Origin of the sequence: Hymenobacter convexus (assembly GCF_030580955.1) — a bacterium.
Lineage (GTDB): Bacteria > Bacteroidota > Bacteroidia > Cytophagales > Hymenobacteraceae > Hymenobacter.
Genome location: NZ_JAUQON010000003.1, coordinates 212,938 through 230,009 on the forward strand (window position 1 = coordinate 212,938; position 17,072 = coordinate 230,009).

At 64.6% G+C, this 17,072-nt stretch carries 14 protein-coding genes; 10 read left to right on the top strand and 4 right to left on the bottom strand.

Translation table 11 applies throughout. From position 1 onward, the window contains the following. Window positions 1-109 precede the first annotated feature (109 nt). The 6 genes from Q4S41_RS07570 (at window position 110) to Q4S41_RS07595 (ending at window position 10,548) form a co-directional block, all read left to right on the top strand. The gene (locus Q4S41_RS07570) at window positions 110-3,280 is read left to right on the top strand and encodes an efflux RND transporter permease subunit (protein WP_305030498.1); all 3,171 of its coding nucleotides are present in this window, start codon (window positions 110-112) and stop codon (window positions 3,278-3,280) included. A 191-nt stretch (window positions 3,281-3,471) separates the two neighbouring features. Continuing rightward, window positions 3,472-4,905, top strand: a complete 1,434-nt coding sequence (locus Q4S41_RS07575; RefSeq protein WP_305030499.1) for an efflux transporter outer membrane subunit — start codon at window positions 3,472-3,474, stop codon at window positions 4,903-4,905. 287 nt (window positions 4,906-5,192) lie between these two features. After that, window positions 5,193-5,990, top strand: coding sequence for a PA2169 family four-helix-bundle protein (locus Q4S41_RS07580; RefSeq protein WP_305030500.1), 798 nt, complete (start codon window positions 5,193-5,195; stop codon window positions 5,988-5,990). Between the two features lie 255 nt (window positions 5,991-6,245). After that, entirely contained in the window at window positions 6,246-7,613 is a 1,368-nt protein-coding gene (locus Q4S41_RS07585) for an outer membrane beta-barrel protein (protein WP_305030501.1), read from the top strand. 61 nt (window positions 7,614-7,674) lie between these two features. Then, window positions 7,675-9,621, top strand: coding sequence for a RecQ family ATP-dependent DNA helicase (locus tag Q4S41_RS07590; protein ID WP_305030502.1), 1,947 nt, complete (start codon window positions 7,675-7,677; stop codon window positions 9,619-9,621). Window positions 9,622-9,651: 30 nt separating this feature from the next. After that, window positions 9,652-10,548: an alpha/beta hydrolase gene (locus Q4S41_RS07595; RefSeq protein ID WP_305030503.1), complete on the top strand. Its 897-nt coding sequence runs from the start codon at window positions 9,652-9,654 to the stop codon at window positions 10,546-10,548. Window positions 10,549-10,580: 32 nt separating this feature from the next. On the opposite strand, the gene Q4S41_RS07600 is transcribed toward Q4S41_RS07595, so the two are convergent. The 3 genes from Q4S41_RS07600 to Q4S41_RS07610 form a co-directional block, all read right to left on the bottom strand. Continuing rightward, entirely contained in the window at window positions 10,581-11,084 is a 504-nt protein-coding gene (locus Q4S41_RS07600; RefSeq protein WP_305030504.1) for a hypothetical protein, read from the bottom strand. Window positions 11,085-11,179: 95 nt separating this feature from the next. Then, complete coding sequence (locus Q4S41_RS07605) at window positions 11,180-11,695, bottom strand: hypothetical protein (RefSeq protein ID WP_305030505.1); 516 nt, start codon at window positions 11,693-11,695, stop codon at window positions 11,180-11,182. A gap of 102 nt (window positions 11,696-11,797) precedes the next feature. Further along, complete coding sequence (locus Q4S41_RS07610) at window positions 11,798-12,103, bottom strand: rhodanese-like domain-containing protein (RefSeq protein ID WP_305030506.1); 306 nt, start codon at window positions 12,101-12,103, stop codon at window positions 11,798-11,800. 207 nt (window positions 12,104-12,310) lie between these two features. On the opposite strand from Q4S41_RS07610, the gene Q4S41_RS07615 reads away from it, so the two are divergent. After that, window positions 12,311-14,647 (top strand): endonuclease, encoded by a 2,337-nt coding sequence (locus Q4S41_RS07615; protein WP_305030507.1) that lies wholly within the window; start codon window positions 12,311-12,313, stop codon window positions 14,645-14,647. A 140-nt stretch (window positions 14,648-14,787) separates the two neighbouring features. Here Q4S41_RS07615 and Q4S41_RS07620 read toward each other — a convergent pair whose 3' ends face one another. Continuing rightward, complete coding sequence (locus tag Q4S41_RS07620) at window positions 14,788-15,063, bottom strand: GNAT family N-acetyltransferase (protein ID WP_305030508.1); 276 nt, start codon at window positions 15,061-15,063, stop codon at window positions 14,788-14,790. A 129-nt stretch (window positions 15,064-15,192) separates the two neighbouring features. Between Q4S41_RS07620 and Q4S41_RS07625 the strand changes: the two genes are divergently transcribed. From Q4S41_RS07625 to Q4S41_RS07635, 3 genes are all read left to right on the top strand, one after another. Further along, window positions 15,193-15,666, top strand: coding sequence for a hypothetical protein (locus Q4S41_RS07625; RefSeq protein WP_305030509.1), 474 nt, complete (start codon window positions 15,193-15,195; stop codon window positions 15,664-15,666). 30 nt (window positions 15,667-15,696) lie between these two features. After that, entirely contained in the window at window positions 15,697-15,975 is a 279-nt protein-coding gene (locus Q4S41_RS07630; protein ID WP_305030510.1) for a hypothetical protein, read from the top strand. 249 nt (window positions 15,976-16,224) lie between these two features. Beyond that, the gene (locus Q4S41_RS07635; protein WP_305030511.1) at window positions 16,225-17,055 is read left to right on the top strand and encodes a helix-turn-helix domain-containing protein; all 831 of its coding nucleotides are present in this window, start codon (window positions 16,225-16,227) and stop codon (window positions 17,053-17,055) included. Window positions 17,056-17,072 lie beyond the last annotated feature (17 nt).

Sequence of the window (17,072 nt, forward strand, 5' to 3'; positions counted from 1 at the left end):
AAACAGCGAATTCGCACTGATACTACCCCCAAGCATTGCGGGGACGCGGACTAAAAGTCCGCGCTACACTAACCATTCAGCCGCGGACTAAAAGTCTGCGCTACTGCCTATGTTCAATATCTTCATCCGCCGGCCGATACTCTCGCTGGTTATTTCGGTGTTTCTGGTGCTGCTGGGGGCGCTGGCGCTGTTCACGCTGCCCATCACGCAGTTTCCGGACATCGTGCCGCCTTCGGTGACGGTGACGGCCAAGTACACCGGCGCCAATGCCGAGGTGTGCGCCAAGGCCGTGGCCACGCCGCTGGAGCGCGCCATCAACGGCGTGCCGGGCATGACCTACATGAACTCGGTGAGCTCCAACAACGGCGTGACGCTCATCACCGTGTTTTTCAAGGTGGGCACCGACCCGGACCTGGCCGCCGTGGGCGTGCAAAACCGGGTGACGACCATTCTGGACGAGCTGCCGGAGGAAGTCATCAAGGCCGGCGTGACCACGGAAAAGGAGGTAAACTCCATGCTGCTCTACCTCAACGTGACGAGCGACGACAAGGCGGTGGGCGAGAAGTTCATCTACAATTTCGCCGACATCAACGTGTTGCAGGAGCTCAAGCGCATTGACGGCGTGGGCTTTGCCGAAATCATGGGCTCGCGCGAGTACTCGATGCGGGTGTGGCTGAAGCCCGACCGCATGGCGGCCTACGACGTGGGCACCGACGAGGTGGTGGCGGCCATTCGGGCGCAGAACGTGGAGGCGGCGCCGGGCAAATCGGGCGAAAGCTCGGGGGCCGACAAGGCGCAGGCCATGCAGTACGTGCTGCGCTACACAGGCAAGTTTTTCGAGCCCGAGGAATACCGCAACATCGTGGTGCGGGCCAATGCCGACGGCTCGGTGCTGCGCCTGCGTGAGGTGGCCGACGTGGAATTTGGCTCGCTCACCTACAGCATGGCCTCCAAAACCGACGGCCGGCCCTCGGCGGCCATCATGCTCAAGCAGCGGCCCGGCTCCAACGCCTCGGACGTGATTGCCAACGTGAAAAAGCGCATGGCCGAACTGCAGGAAACCTCTTTCCCGCCCGGCATGAAATACAGCATCGCCTACGACGTGTCGCGCTTCCTCGACGCCTCCATTCACGAGGTGCTGCGGACGCTGGTGGAGGCGTTTTTGCTGGTGTTCGTGATTGTGTACCTGTTTTTGCAGGACTGGCGCTCGACGCTGATTCCGGCGCTGGCGGTGCCGGTGGCGCTGGTGGGCACGCTGGCCTTCATGCAGATGCTGGGCTTTTCGATTAACCTGCTCACGCTGTTTGCGCTGGTGCTGGCCATTGGTATTGTGGTCGATAACGCCATTGTGGTGGTGGAAGCCGTGCACGCCAAGATGCAGGAAAAGCACCTGCCGGCTCGCGCCGCCACCTTCGAGGCCATGGGCGAAATCAGCTCCTCGCTCATTGCCATCACGCTGGTGATGTCGGCCGTGTTCATCCCGGTTTCCTTTATGGACGGGCCGGTGGGCGTGTTCTACCGGCAGTTTTCGCTCACGCTGGCCATTGCCATTGTGATTTCGGGCATCAACGCCGTGACCCTGACGCCGGCCCTGTGCGCGCTGATGCTCAAGCACACGCCGCTGGCGGAGGGTGAGCAGCCCAAAGGGTTGATGGGCCGCTTTTTTGCCGGCTTCAATAAGCGGTACGATGCGCTGGCGGGGCGCTACCAGGGCCTGCTGCGGGCCGTGGCCGGGCGGCGCCTGGTGACGCTGCTGGTGCTGGCGGGCTTCTGCGCGGCGACCTGGGGCGTGAACAAGATTTTGCCGTCGGGCTTTATCCCGACCGAAGACCAGGGCATGGTGTACGTGAACGTGACCACGCCCGCCGGCGCCACCGTGGAGCGCACCGAGGCCGTGCTGGACGAGGTGCAGCGCATTGCTAGCCGCCTGGGGCCGGTGGAGTCGGTTTCGACTTTGGCCGGCTACAGTCTGGTGAACGAGGTGGCGGGCTCCAGCTACGGCATGGGCATGATTAACCTGAAGGCCTGGGACCAGCGTGAGCAGTCGGTGGCGCAATTCATTGCTGAATTGGAGGAGAAAACCAAGAACATTGCCGACGCCGACATTCAGTTTCTGCCGCCGCCCACGGTGCCGGGCTTCGGCAACAGCAGCGGCTTTGAGCTGCGGCTGCTGGATAAATCGGGTACGGGCGACCTGCAGAAAACGGCGGCCGTGTCGCAGACTTTTCTCACGGCATTGCGCCAGGACCCGGCCATCGGCGGGGCCTTCACCAGCTTTGACCCCAACTTCCCGCAGTACCTCATTCACGTCGACCAGGACATGGCCGCCAAAAAAGGCGTGACCGTGGACGCGGCCATGAGCACGCTGCAAACGCTGATGGGCAGCTACTACGCCTCCAACTTCATCCGCTTCGGGCAGATGTATAAGGTGATGGTGCAGGCCGGCCCCGAGTACCGCAGCCGCCCCGACGACCTGCTGGCCCTGCACGTGAAAAACAACCGGGGCGAGATGGTGCCCTTCTCCACCTTCATCAAGCTGGAGCGCGTGTTCGGCCCCGACCAGCTCACGCGCTACAACATGTACACCTCGGCCATGCTCAACGGCGACTCGGCCCCCGGCTTCTCGTCGGGCGACGCCATCACGGCCATCGAAAAGGTGGCCGCCAAGGAGCTGCCGCGCGGCTACGCCTACGAGTGGAGCGGCATGACGCGCGAGCAAATCCTGAGCGGCGACCAGGCCCTGTACGTGTTCGGCGTGGTGCTCATTTTCGTGTATCTGCTACTGGCCGCGCAGTACGAAAGCCTTCTGCTGCCGCTGCCCGTGCTGCTGAGCCTGCCCACCGGCATCTTCGGCGCCTTCCTCAGCCTCAAGCTGCTGGGCCTCGAAAACAACATCTACGCCCAGGTGGCGCTGGTGATGCTGGTGGGTTTGCTGGGCAAGAACGCCATCCTCATCATCGAGTTTGCCGAGCAGCGGCGCCGGGCCGGGGCCAGCGTGCTGGCGGCCGCCGTGGAAGGCGCCGGTTCGCGCCTGCGCCCCATCCTGATGACTTCCTTCGCCTTCATCGCCGGCCTGATTCCGCTGGTGGTGGCCAGCGGCGCCGGCGCCCTGGGCAACCGCTCCATCGGCACGGCCGCGGCCGGCGGCATGCTCATCGGCACGCTGTTCGGCATGGTGCTCATTCCCGGGCTGTACGTGCTGTTTGCCTCGTTTGAAAAGGTGAAGAATCTGAAAGAGAACGAGCCGGCGGAGGAAGTGCGAGAGTTGGTGGCGCATTAATGCCTCCCCCCCGGCCCCTCTCCCGCGGAGAGGGGAGCCTGACGATTTGCAGCGCGGACTTTCAGTCCGCGAATTGACCAATATCACCCACTCGCGGACTGAAAGTCCGCGCTACACCCCGCGCCGCCGTGGCTCCCCCTCTCCGCGGGAGAGGTGGCTAGGGGGTGAGGCGACACGACAGAACGAATAATATGCGCCTACTCCCTGCCCTTCTCTCCGTCCTGCTCCTCGCCGCCGGCTGCCGCGTGGCCGCCCCCGACGCCCCCACCGGCGCGCCGGCCGTGCCCGCCGCCTTCACCCAGCCCACGGCCGACACCACCAGCGCCGGTCGCCAGCCCTGGCGGCAGTTCTTCCAGGACCCCGCCCTCACGGCCCTCATCGACACCGCCCTGCGCCAGAATCTGGACTTGCAGGTGGCCTTGCAGCGCGTGGAAACGGCCCGCGCCAATTACCTAGCCCGGCGCGGCGCGCTATTGCCCACCGTGGCCGCTGCCGCCTCGGCCGGCGCCGACCGGTACGGGCGCTACACCTTGAACGGCGTGGGTAATTTCGACACCAACCTCTCGCCCAACATCGACGGGCAGCAGCGCATCCCGGGCCCGCTGACGCCAGATTTTTTCGTGGGCCTGCGCAGCTCCTGGGAGGTTGACATCTGGGGTAAGCTGAAGCAGCGCCGCCAGGCCGCTTACCTGCGCGTGCTGGCCTCGGAGCAGGGCCGCCACTTGGTGACCACCAACGTGGTGGCCGAGGTGGCCCGCCTCTACTACGAGCTGCTGACCGCCGACAACCAGCTGGCCGTGCTTGACCGCAACATCAGCCTGCAACGCGAGGCCCTGAAGCTGATGCGCATTCAGAAGCAGGCTGGGCGCGCCACTGAGCTGGCCGTGCAGCAATTTGCCGCCCAGGTAGCCCGCACCGAAAGCCTCGCCCACGAAGCCCGCCAGCGCGTGACCGAAGCCGAAACCAGCCTCAACCAGCTGCTGGGACGCTACCAGCAGCCCATCACCCGGGGCCGGCCGCTGCCCGGCCAGGTGCTGCCCGAGCGCCTGAGCGCCGGGGTGCCTGCCTCCGCCCTGCTACGCCGGCCTGATGTGCGCCAGGCCGAGTTGGAGCTGCAGGCCACCCGCGCCGACGTGGCCGCCGCCCGCGCCGCCTTCCTGCCCGCGCTCACCCTCACGCCCTACGTGGGCTTCAACTCCTACCGCACCGGCACGCTGTTCGACCCCACCTCGCTGGCCTACGGGGCGCTGGCCGGCCTCACCGGCCCGCTGCTCAACCGCGCCCAGTTCCGGGCCGATTTCCGCCTGGCCACGGCCGGTAGCTACGAGGCCTACTACCGCTACCAGCAGAGCCTGCAAACCGGCTTCCGGGAGGTGGTGAACGGACTGCAGGGGCTGGAAAACTACCGCGCCGCCTCGGCCGCCCGCCAGCAGGAAGTAGCGCTGCTCACCAAGGCCGTGACGACTTCCAACAAGCTCTTCGTGGCCGGCTATGCCACTTACCTCGAAGTGATTACCGCCCAGCGCAGCGTGCTGGAGGCCGAGCTGAGTCTGGCCGAGTCGCGCCAGCGGCAGCTGCTGCAAAGCGTGAGCCTGTACCGGGCCTTGGGGGGCGGCTGGCAGTAGTGCAAGCAGCAACTGTAGAATCTTGAGCTGCCGCCGAGTTGACAGCCAAGCCCGGCGCCGTGAGGTGTCGGGCTTTCCGGTTTATGGCCTGCGTGCTCAAGTTACTTCGCACCTGGCTGTAGGTGGCGCAATGAATGAAATACAGCTTGTTTTCAAGACTTTGTCAGCACGGACTAACCTCTACCGTTTGCTTTTTTTCGCAACCTTCCGATTGGCTTACCCGAAAGAGTAACCGGCTGGGCTGCATTGGCCGGGCTTTCAACGCGCACCTTTCCCTTAATTTAATTATGAGCCACCCCAACAGCCCCCGCATCAGCAACGATTCCGCTGCCGCCTCTGCCCTCGCCCATGCCGGCGACGAGCAGGCCCAATCTACCCAAGATGCTGCCAGCGGTGCCGGCGGCGCCGAATCGGCCGCCACTCCCACGGGTCCGGCCGCTCTGTTGACCCAGGCCAAAGGATGGGCGCAAGGCGTCAGCTTGCCTGATTCGTTGAAAGAAGTACCCGCGCCTCTCAAGCGCCTGGCCAGCCAGGCCGGCAACGGCTGGCGCCAGCTCACAACCACCCAAAAAGTAATTGGCGGGGCCCTACTGGCCGGTGCTGGCTGGCTCCTGGTGCGGCCCGGCAAAGCGGCCCGGCAGCAACGGGCTGCTAATCCGGTGGGGACCCTGCACGAGCTGTTGCTGTTCGTCAACGACCGGGTGCAGGGGTACCGGCGCGCCGCCCACGAAAGCCAGGACGCCGACCTGCGCAACTACTACGAGGACCTGGCGGGCCAGAGCAAGCAGTTTGCCATCCGTCTCAACGGCTACCTGCGCGTGCAGCAGAGCGAACCCGAAACCGGCACTACCCTCAAAGGCAAGCTCTACCGCGGCTGGATGGAAGCCAAAGCGGCCGTGACGGGCTACAGTGAAACCGCCGTGCTCGCCTCCAATGTCTTCGGCGAAGAATGGGCCCTGGCCGCCTACGAGGCTGCCTTGCGCGACCGGACCGTGACGGGCACCCTGCGCCGGGAGATAGAGCGCCAGTACGAGGCATCGCAGCAGACGCACCGGCGGCTGCAGCAGCTGCAAGCGCAGTATTAGTACCGAAGCGGCTTACCGCTTCTTTCACTTTTCACTCATGCGAGCGGGCCCCTGGGTCCGCTCGTTCTGTTAGTGCCCGTAGGGGCAGGCCTTGAGCGGTTGCTTCAACGGATATTCAAAAGCAGCCCGGCACCATTTGAATGCGGAGGCTTTTTGTTTACTTAAAAGCAGTTGTCATTAAAACACAATATTTATTACCTTACCCATGTTCTGGTCGCCTCAGCTATGAAATAACACTATCGTCTTTTTCTTTCCATGAACACGAGAACCATTTTGTGGGGCGGCCTGCTCGCGCTGGCCCGCCCGATTGCGGGGCACGCCCAAGAAACCAGCTCAGCTCCGGTACCGCGCTGGTTTGTGGGCTTGGGCGGCGCCTGGGGCACCTACCAAGAGCCAGCGTACCAGACCCAGTTTGAGCGGTATGGCCTGACGGCAACTGTGGGGCGGTATCTGACGCCCCGGCTGGCGGTGCAAACGGGCCTGGTGTTTTACCAAAAAACGGAGACGGTGGGCTATATTCCGGGCAGCCCGAGGTTTAATTCAATAGTAACGAACTTCGAGCGCCGACGTGCCTATACTGTACCGGTGCTGCTGCGCTACGGCCTAAACCCCAACCCTGCCACGGGTTGGCATGTTGATGCCCTGGCCGGCGGCACGTGGTTGCTTACCCAGCGGCACGCCATGCAGGAAGTATGGGTTGCCACCGCGGCGGGCACATTCCTCAATCAGTACGATTACACCGAAACGCGCACCGGCGCCAACCTATCGGCCGGACTGGGACTACACCGCGCCTTGGGCCGGCACTTAGAGCTGACACTGGACGGGCTGGCTCACTTATCGCTGACGCCGCGCAAGCCCTTGTCGGAAAGCACCACCCCCTTCGCTTATTACCCATTTTTTTCCCCGGTGCCGCCGGTAGAACAGCGCCTCACCGGCACCGTGCTGCTGGGTGTGCGCTACCGCTTCGGCCCGGCGGGCAGCGCCTTGCCACTACTGGCGGCCCCGGCAGGAGCGCCGGTGGGCGCCCGTTGGTTTGCAGGGCTGGGCGCGGGCCTGGGACGCTACCAGTTGCAGCGCGACGAGTCGGCGCGGCGCGTGCTGTCGCCCGTGCCCAGCGTGGGTGTGCAGCTGAATTCGCGGTGGGCGCTGCAAGCCAGCGTGGCCTACGGCCAGGACCGGAGCCAAAGCACCTACGGATACAGCCGAACGTTTCCTTCGGGCCAGCGGAGCACTGCTTTCGACCAGCGCGACACCCAACTGCGCACCCTGGCCCTGCCCGTGCTGGCGCGCTACGCCCTGCTGCCCAACCCCGCGCAGCCCTGGCAAGTGGAGTTGCTGGCCGGCGGCACAGCTGTATGGTCGTCGTTTGCGCGCAGCACCACCACCACCGATGCCACCGGAACGGTGTACCCCGAACTGGCGACGGAAGAATCCCGCGCGGCCACCAACCTGTTGCCCACGGTGGGCGCGGGCGGGCACTACGCCTGGAACCCGCGGTGGGCGGCCACGGCCGACGTCCTGTTCACCCGTTCACTGGAGCCGGCCCCGGGCCTGTTTGCGAGCCGCATGTGGGGCACCACCGCTACTGTGGGCGTGCGCTATGCCCTGAGCCGCCTGCCGTGAGGGCCGGGCCGGAGCACCGGGCGGTGTTCGTTCATTTCAGGCAGGCTGTATCTTCGCCCTCATGCCCGCTGCCCCTCCCGAAATATCGCCGCTGACCCTGCTGCGTGAGCATTGGGGGCACGCGGCCTTCCGGCCGGGACAGGAGGACATCATCAATTCAGTCCTGAATGGCCACGACACGCTGGCCCTGCTGCCCACCGGCGGCGGCAAAAGCATTTGCTTCCAGGTGCCGGCGCTGGCCCGGCCGGGCATCTGCATCGTGGTGTCGCCGCTCATTGCCCTGATGAAAGACCAGGTGGACAACCTGCGCAAGCGCGGGCTCAAAGCCGAGGCCATTTACGCGGGCATGAGCCACCAGGAAATCGACCACGCGCTGGACAATTGTGTGTATGGCCGCCACGTGAAGTTCCTGTACGTGTCGCCTGAACGGTTGCTGACGGAGCTGTTTCGGGTGCGGGTAGCGAAGATGCACGTGGGCCTGCTGGCCGTGGACGAGGCACACTGCCTCTCGCAATGGGGCTACGATTTCCGGCCGCCCTACCTGCGCATTGCCGAGCTGCGCGAGCTACTGCCGCCGGAGGTACCGGTCATCGCCCTCACGGCCACGGCCACGGCCCAGGTGCAGGCCGATATTGTGGAGAAGCTGAAGTTTCGGGCGGGCGCAGGGGTGTTTCGGCAGAGCTTTGCCCGGCCCAAGCTCTCGTATTCGGTGCTGCAGACGGAGGACAAGCTGCGCCGCCTGCTGGAGGTGGTGCGCGGCGTGGGGCCGGGCAAAACCGGCATTGTGTACGCCCGCACCCGCCGCCAAACGGAGGACACGGCCGCTTTCTTGCAGCAGCACCGGTTTCCGGCGGCGGCCTATCACGCGGGTTTGCCTTCTGAGAAGCGCACCAAGGTGCAGCAGGACTGGATTCAGGACAAGATTCGCCTCATCGTGGCCACCAACGCCTTCGGCATGGGCATCGACAAGCCCGACGTGCGCCTCGTGGTGCACCTCGACGCCCCCGACACCCTGGAAGCTTACTACCAAGAAGCTGGCCGCGCCGGGCGCGACAACCTGTTTGCCTTCGCCGTGCTGCTGGCCGGGCCGAATGATGCCGACGAGCTGCGCCGCCGCACTAACCAGTCGTTTCCGCCCCTCGACACGGTGAAGCGTGTGTATCAGGCATTGGCCAACTACTCGCGCACGGCGGTGGGCGGCGGCGAGCTGGCGGCGTTTGAGTTTGACATGCAGCAGTTTGCCGAAACCTACCGCATCAAGGCCGTGGACGCGCACAACTCGCTCAAAATTCTGCAGCGCGAAGGCTTCGTGCAACTGAACGAGGCCGTGAACCAGCCGGCGCGGGTGCACCTCATCCTCAGCCACCAGGATTTGTACGCCTTCCAGGTGGCCAACGCCCAGCACGACCAGCTCATTAAAGCCCTGTTGCGGCTGCACGGCGGCGAGCTGTTTGCCGATTTCCAGACCATTTCGGAGAATGCGCTGGCCACCCACCTGCGCCGCAGCGTGGTGGAGGTGCGCCAGCAGCTGCGTTACCTCCACACGGCCGGCATTCTGCACTACCAGCCCAAGCAGGAGTCGCCGCAGGCCATGTTCACCACGCCGCGCTTCGACGCCCCCAAGCTGCCCCTCGACCAGGTGAAGATGACGGCCGCCCGCGACCTGGCCCGCGCCAAAACCCACGCCGTGGCCCAGTACCTGAGCGGCACGCGCTGCCGCCAAGTGCTGCTGCTCACGTATTTCGATGAGGCCGACCCGGACCGCTGCAAAATTTGCGACATCTGCCTGGCCGAGAAAAAAGCTGCCCAAACCGCGCCGGTGCCTTCGCTGCGCGAGCCCGTGCTGGCGCACCTGCGGCAGGGGCCGCTGGCGCCGCGCGAGCTGCTGGCCGCATTTGCTCCCAAGGACGCGGCAGCCGTTACGGCGGCGGTGCGCGAAATGGTGGACCGCGGCGAGCTGGCGTATGCGGCCGATGGGCGGCTGGTGGTGCCCACGGGAAACGGCTAAATTTGCCGGCCCACCACTCCGGCAATTCTGATGGCTTTCATTCAATGGCTGGCCGCGCTGCCCCTCGCGCTGGGCTTGTTGCGAGCCGACGACAGCCCGGCCCCCGCCACCCCCGGCCGCATCGAGCACCTGGCCGATTTCCCTTCCCAATTCGTGCAAGCCCGCCACGTGGACGTGTGGCTGCCGGCGGGCTACCCGCAGCCGGGCACGCGCTACGCCGTGGTGTACATGCAGGACGGCCAGAACCTGTTCGACCCCAAGAATGCTTACGGCGGCGTGGCCTGGGAGGTGGATAGCACGGTGGCCGCGCTGGGCCCCAAGCTGCGGCCGTGCATCGTGGTGGGCATCTGGAACACGGCGCGGCGCTTTCCGGAGTACACCCCGGCCGGGCCGTATGCGGCGCTGCCGCCGGCCACGCGTGCCCGGTTGGAACAGGCCCAGCCCATCCGGCCCCTGTCTGATGAGTATCTGAAATTCCTGGTGCAGGAGCTGAAGCCCTACGTGGACCAGCATTTCCAGACCTCGCCCAAGCGCGCCGACACCTTCGTGGCCGGCTCCAGCATGGGCGGGTTGATTTCGCTGTACGCCGCCCTGGAATACCCGAAAGTATTCGGCGGCGCGGCCTGCTTCTCCACGCACTGGCCGCTGAGCCTGCAGGAAAACACGCCGGCTTTCACCACGGCCATGGTGCAGTATTTGGGCCAGAAACTGCCGCGCCGCCACCAGCCCCGGCTCTATTTCGACCACGGCTCGGCCACGCTCGATGCCTGGTATGCCCCGCACCAGGCACGCATCGACAGCGTGCTGCGCGCCCACCACTACAACGCCGCGCACTGGCGCACGCGCAGCTTCCCCGGCGCGGCGCACAACGAGGCCGCTTGGAAAAAGCGCGTGCCGCTGGCACTGGAGTTTCTGCTGGGACCTTGATTTGGACTTTCTGCGCCGGGAAAGCTGCGCGCTTACTGGCTGCCTTGCTCTGCCTCTTGGGTAGCCAGTATTTCGGCAGCCCAGGGCAGCTGTCCGGTCCGGACCCAGTTGCGGTAAACGGTTTCGGTTTTATAGAGCCGCGCCGGCAGGGCCCTGGCCGCGAGAGAATCGGCAAAGTCCTGGCGCATGCCCAGCCGCACCACCCGCTGCTGCCGCGTGTCGAGGAACCCGTAGGTGCCGGGGTAGCCAAAGAAGAGGATGTAGCCCTTCACGTAGTTCACGGAATCGGCCGTGAAAGGGTCTGGGAATCCGGCCGGCTGGAAATTCCAGCCCTCGCAGCAATACGCGGTGATGAGTTCGTGGGGCTCGACGAGGGGCAGCCGCCACACGTCCGATTCCTTCATGGGTTCCTGATAAAAGGAAGGTTTTTCTTCGGCCGTCCTTCCCTTGACAAGGAAGTAAAGCGGCAGAACCAGCACCACGGGCAGGAGCAGAACCAAAGCCTTGGCAAACTTTGCCCAACGAGTAGTGGCCATGAGGAGTAGGTCGGAGCGTTAGGATTTTGGCTGAACGCGCCGAGCGCGCGTTTGAGCCATTTGAGCCAACGGATTGACTGGCTAAAAGCAACGACTTACTTCGAGCGCGTGAGTGCCCAAAACGAGTCCATGCTTCGCCCCGAAAGCTTGGTGTACGGACAGTACTCCACGCCCTCATATACCAAGCGCCGCCCGCTCCAAGAAATGGTATCCGTACGCACTCTGCTCATATTATCCGCAGGCATGAGTTTAAAGGTGCGGTACACCGTTTTCGAGATGACTACCACTCGGCTTGGCCCGACGTAGTAGCGACCGGAATCGACCCGAACGCTTGGTTCGGTGGCGACAATAATTGTATCGTTTTCGCCGCGCGAGTGATACGAGGAAACCCGCAGAAAATTACCGTGGCTCCGAAAGCAGAGCAAGGGAAAGTCGGCATACTGGATTCCCTTCAATTCCGCATCGTGGGGAAAGGGGCGCACCCACGCAATGGTGCGCGGCGCCCAGATGGTGTTGGCCAGCGCCGGCTTCGGTTGCTCCACGGGTGGTGCGTGGCTACAACTGACGACGCCAACGGAAAGCGCGACTAGAAAGAATCGTTTGGCAAGCATAATCGGCGCTTTAGTGTTCTCGCAAACGGCGCTTTCACCCGAAAAAGCCGGTCATATCCCGAATACTCAAGGCATGACCGGCTTTTCTCTTGGAGGCCCGGCTTACTTGCCCTCCGCCGCGTAGGCCTGGTAGCCGCCGAGCAGGTTGCGCACGTTGGTGAAGCCCTGCTGGGTGAGGAAAGCTTTGGCCTGGCCCGAGCGGGCGCCGCTTTTGCAGTGCACGATAATTTCCTGGTTTTTCCACTCGTCGAGGTCGTCGAGCTTGTCGGGCAGGGTGCCGAGGGGGATGTTCTGGGTGCCGTCCATGCGGGCTTCGTCGTGCTCCCAGGGCTCGCGCACGTCGATGATGGTGAGGTTTTCGCCAGCTTGCTGGCGCTGGCGGAGTTCGGTGGGGGTGATGTCGGCCATGGGTTTGGAGACTTGGGGTCTTGGGGCTTGGGGACTTGATGGGGCGAAAGTAAGCCGAACGTTTCTTGATTTCGTAACGGGCACACCGCCGCGGGCATGCAGCCGAATGGTTACCTTTGATGCCCTGTTTCTTATTCTCATTCTCACCCCCGTTTCTCATTCCCACCCAAGTTCCCAAGTTTCTAAGACCCCAAGTCCCCTTTTCCCATGAAACACCTTTTCACTTCGTGCCTGCTGGTGCTCGGGCTGGTTCCGGCCGCGCTGCAGGCCCAAACGGCGCCGGCCATGCCCCCGGCCGCGCCCACCAACCTGAGCGGCGTGGCCCTGCGCGACTGGTACCGCACCAACTGGTACGACGGCAAGCGCGTGGAGCTGAGCTACGCCACGGCCCGCGGCAAAATGTATAACTACGCCGACAACTACAACAATCTGGTGACTTGCGTGTACTCGGGCTACCAGGAAACCGTGCCCTACAGCACCACCAATACCAGCACCACCGTGGTGAGCCGCATCAACTGCGAGCACACCGTACCGCAGTCATGGTTCAACCAGACGGTGCGCATGCGCTCCGACATGCACCACCTCTACCCCACCTACGACACCTGGAACAACCTGCGCGGCTCGGACCCCTACGCCGAAATCCCCGACGCCACCACCCAGACCTGGATGCGCCTGCTGGTGAGCCAGAACACCATTCCGACCGCCAACCTGGCCGAGTGGAGCGAGGACACCAACACCCAGTTTGAGCCCCGCGAAGACCACAAGGGCAACGTGGCCCGCTCCGTGTTCTATTTCTACACGATGCACGCCAATCAGCCCGACCTGATTGCGACCGGCCACAACAGCATCAGCTCGATAGCCGACATTAACACCCTCTACGCCTGGCACCTGGCCGACCCGGTCGACGCCCACGAGATTGAGCGCAACCGCCGCGTGGCCATCAGCCAGGGCAACTACAACCCCTACATCGAGCACCCCGAAACCGTGGCCACCGCCTGGGGCCTGACGCCGCCCGGCCCGGTGTTCAGCTTCGCCACGGCCGCCGGCACCATCGCCGAAGGCAACGCCGGCACCAGCACCTACACCTTCACCCTGAACCTGGCGCCCGCCGCCACCGCGGCCACCACCGTGCAGGTGAACCTGGACGCTACCAACTCGACCGCCACCAACGGCACCGACTTCGCTTTCACTTCGCCCGCTACCGTGACCTTCCCGGCCGGCAGCACCTCCCAAACGGTGACCCTGACCGTGACCGGCGACACCCAGCCCGAGGCCGACGAAACCGTGGTGCTCACCCTCACCAACCCCAGCACCGGCAACAGCGTGGGCTCGCCCGGCACCCACACGCTCACCATCACCAACGACGACGGCCCCGCGCCCACCATCAGCTTTGCGGCGGCCACGGGCAGCATTACCGAAGGCAACGCCGGTACCAGCACCTACACCGCCACCGTGACGGCCAGCGGCACACTGCCCACGGGCACCTTCACCGTGCCGGTGAGCGTGGACGCGGCCAACAGCACCGCCACCTCGCCGTCGGACTACACCCTTAATACCACCAGCCTCACGTTCAGCGCCACGGCCCTCACCCAAACCATTACGGTGACCGTGAACGGCGACGCCACCTACGAGCCCAACGAAACCGTGCGCCTGCGCCTGGGCACGCCCTCCAATGCCACCATCATTGTGGGCCAGCCCAGCACGCACACGCTCACCATTCTCAACGACGACGCGGCCCCGGCCGGCGCGCCCTGCACCAAGCCCTACTTCTCGCAGTACGTGGAGTCGAACGTGGGCAACACCAAGGTGCTGGAGATTTATAACCCCACGCTGAGCCCCATGTCGCTGGCCGGCAAAAGCGTGGTGCTCTACGCCAACGGCGCCACCACCCCCACCACCACCCAGGCCCTGACCGGTACCATCGCCCCCGGCGACGTGTACGTGATTGCCAATACCGGCGTGACCGATGCCGGCGTGGCCGCCCAAACCGACCTGCAAAGCGGCGTGGCCTTCTTCAACGGCGACGACGCCATTGCCTTGTTCGACGGCACCGACACCCTAGACGTCATCGGCGTCATCGGCCAGCGCCCCACCGAGTGGACCGTGCCCAACGGCTCGACCCTGAACAACACCCTCGTGCGTCAGCCCACCGTCAGCCAGGGCGGCCGCTGGAACGGCCCCAACGGCAGCGCCACCTGGAGCGCCGGCGGCGTCGACAACTACGCCGGTGTGGGCTCCTACGCCAGCACCGCCTGCTTCATTCCTACGGCCAGCCGCGCCGCTTCGGTGGTGCGCTACGGCCTCGAAGTGTACCCCAACCCCGCTTCCGAAACCGCGACGGTGCGCTTGCTGGGTCAGTCATCGGCCCACCCGGCCTCCATCGAAGTGCTTGACGTGATGGGCCGTTCCGTGCGCTGGCGCACGGCCCAGCTTGGCGCGGCCAGCGAAGTGCCGCTGGACCTGCGCGGCCTGACCGCCGGCGTCTACGTCGTGCGCGTGCTCTGCGAAACGGTGACCTACACCGGCCGCGTGGTGGTGCGCTAAGGCCTCCTCATGTATGTAAAAAGCCCCTGACCTTCCGGTCAGGGGCTTTTTTTGTGCTTGCGCTCAGCCAGGAAGCCCAGAATGTATTCCGGGCAGACCGCGGCTTCGCTGAGTGCCTACCGGACGGTTTATGGCGGGCTTTATGCCAGAATATCGGCGTAATCGGCGTGGTGGCGCTTCACGAAGCCGGCCATGAACTTGCAGGTGGTTTTTACTTTCAGGTGTTCCTGGCGGGCGAAATCCAGGCCGGCGCGGGCCAGCTCTTCGGCCACGCCCTGGCCGCGCAGGCCTTCGTCGACGAAGGTGTGGGTGAAGTCGATGACGCCGTCTTCGGGGCGGGCGTAGGCGAGCTCGGCGGTGAAGCCGTCGCGGGTGGTGGTGAATTCCTGGTCGGCGGCGTGGTGCGTAATGGCCATGTAAGCAGCGGGTGAGGGGTGGAAATAGCGGCCCTTGGGCCGGAAAGTGAACGGCAGCGGCTGGTTTGCGTACAGCAGGGAAAGACGGGCCCGGCCCGTTTGGTTTTATTCTTACCCTTCTTCTTTCCCATGGATACGCAAAACCCTCCCCTGCCGCCGGAAAACGACTTTCGCCCCGAAGACCAGCAGGACCGCGCCGCCGCCGCCCGCCCCAACCCGAACGACCCGGCCGTGAACGCGGCCAGCCCCAACTACGGCGAGTTTGGCGGTGTGCCTGCCTCCGGGCCCATGGCCGCTACATACGATGCTCCCGCCAACACCACGGCCCCCGGCCGCAGCGGCGCCAACGACAACCCTGACGAGTTCAGCGAGTTCCGCGACCGGGAGAAGGACGCTGAAAATGCGCCCACTCGCCCCGAAGACCAGCCCGGCCACGTGGAGCAGAACCAAGCCCCCGACCTCGTGCGGGCCACCCAGGGCGAGGAAGATGACATTCAGCGCAAGGCCTGGGCCATCGATGACCCGCGCTACGCCGGCGGCGGCACCCACAACACCCGCGAAGAGCCCGCCGACGCCAAGTACCCGGCCAACGACGACGAGTAGGTCCTGGCTTTCACTTTAGTAAATCACCCCATGTCGCCCGACAACCCCAACACCTTCAACGAAGAGGACAACGCCGAAGACGGCGCCTCGACGCCCATGCTCAACGCCGAAACCTACGGCCAGCAGCTCGACGATAACAACGCCTCCGGCCAGGAAAAGGCCGACGAGATGGATGACTCGCTGCGCTCCGACACGCAGGAGATGAACCAGACTGGCCCCGCCCCGGCGTCTGACGAAAACCTGCCCCGCGAGCTCACCAACCCCAGCGACCGGGCCTTCACCCTGCCCGAAGAGCAAGGGCCTAACTAAGCCGGCACGGTTCCCGACCCTTCCAACAAGGCCTCCATCGTGCGATGGAGGCCTTGTTGCGTTTACGGGCGTCGCAACCGGCTTTGGGAGCCCTGCCGAAAGAACAGCCTGACTGAAAAGGACTCCAGGCCTTAAATAACCAATGCCGCCGGCAACAATCTAATTATTCCAATAATTAGTTAAGCATTTACTATATTACAATACTAAAATTTATTAATATTAATGGCGCCGGATAGAAGCCTCAACATTATGTCTTACACCAAATGGCAAGCCTTCAAGCCCTTACCCGCACTGCAACACCTGGTAGAATACTACTGGGTGTTTGAGGCGGGGAGTGATGGGGAGGTAACGCGGCCCCAGATTGTGCTGCCCTCGCCCACCCCGGCGCTTTTTTTTGGCTATACTACCGCCGAGGCTTTCCCGGGCCAGGAGGCGTTGCTGGGCGGCACGGACGAAGCCTGGCTGTGCCGCCCGGTTTGCTACCAACGGCTGGAGCTGCAGTGTGCGCCGGGCACGGGGCTGCTGGGCATCACGTTTCTTCCCACGGGCTTTTACCAGCTGTTTGGCCTCTCGATGGCGCAGGCTTACGCCGCCGGCCCGGCGCTGGCGGGCCGGGCCGGCGCCTTTGTGCGGGCGCTGGCCGCGGCGCTGGCGGGCGCCCCCACCGACACGGCCCGCGCCGGGGCCGCCGAAGCACTGCTGCTGGCCGAAACAGGCCCGGGCGAATGGCCCACAGCCCTGGAAACCCTGGCCGCCGGCGTGTTGCAGCGCCACGGCCAGGTGAGCGTAGATGCGCTGGCCACGGAAGCGCACCTGTGCCGGCGCCAGTTTGAGCGCCGGTTTCGGGAGGTGGTGGGGGTGGCGCCCAAGCTGTTTGCCGAAATCAGCCGCTTCCGCTACGTGGTGGAGCAGCTGAACGCCCAGCCGCTGGTGGACTGGCAGGATGTGACGCACGAATGCGGCTACTACGACCAGGCGCACCTAATCAGGGAGTTTCGCCGGTTTACGGGCGAGACACCGGCTTCCTTTCTGCAGCAGGGCCAGCACCTTGCGCCGGTGGCTTTTGAAGAAAGCGAATAGCTTGTTGTATGTGTGTG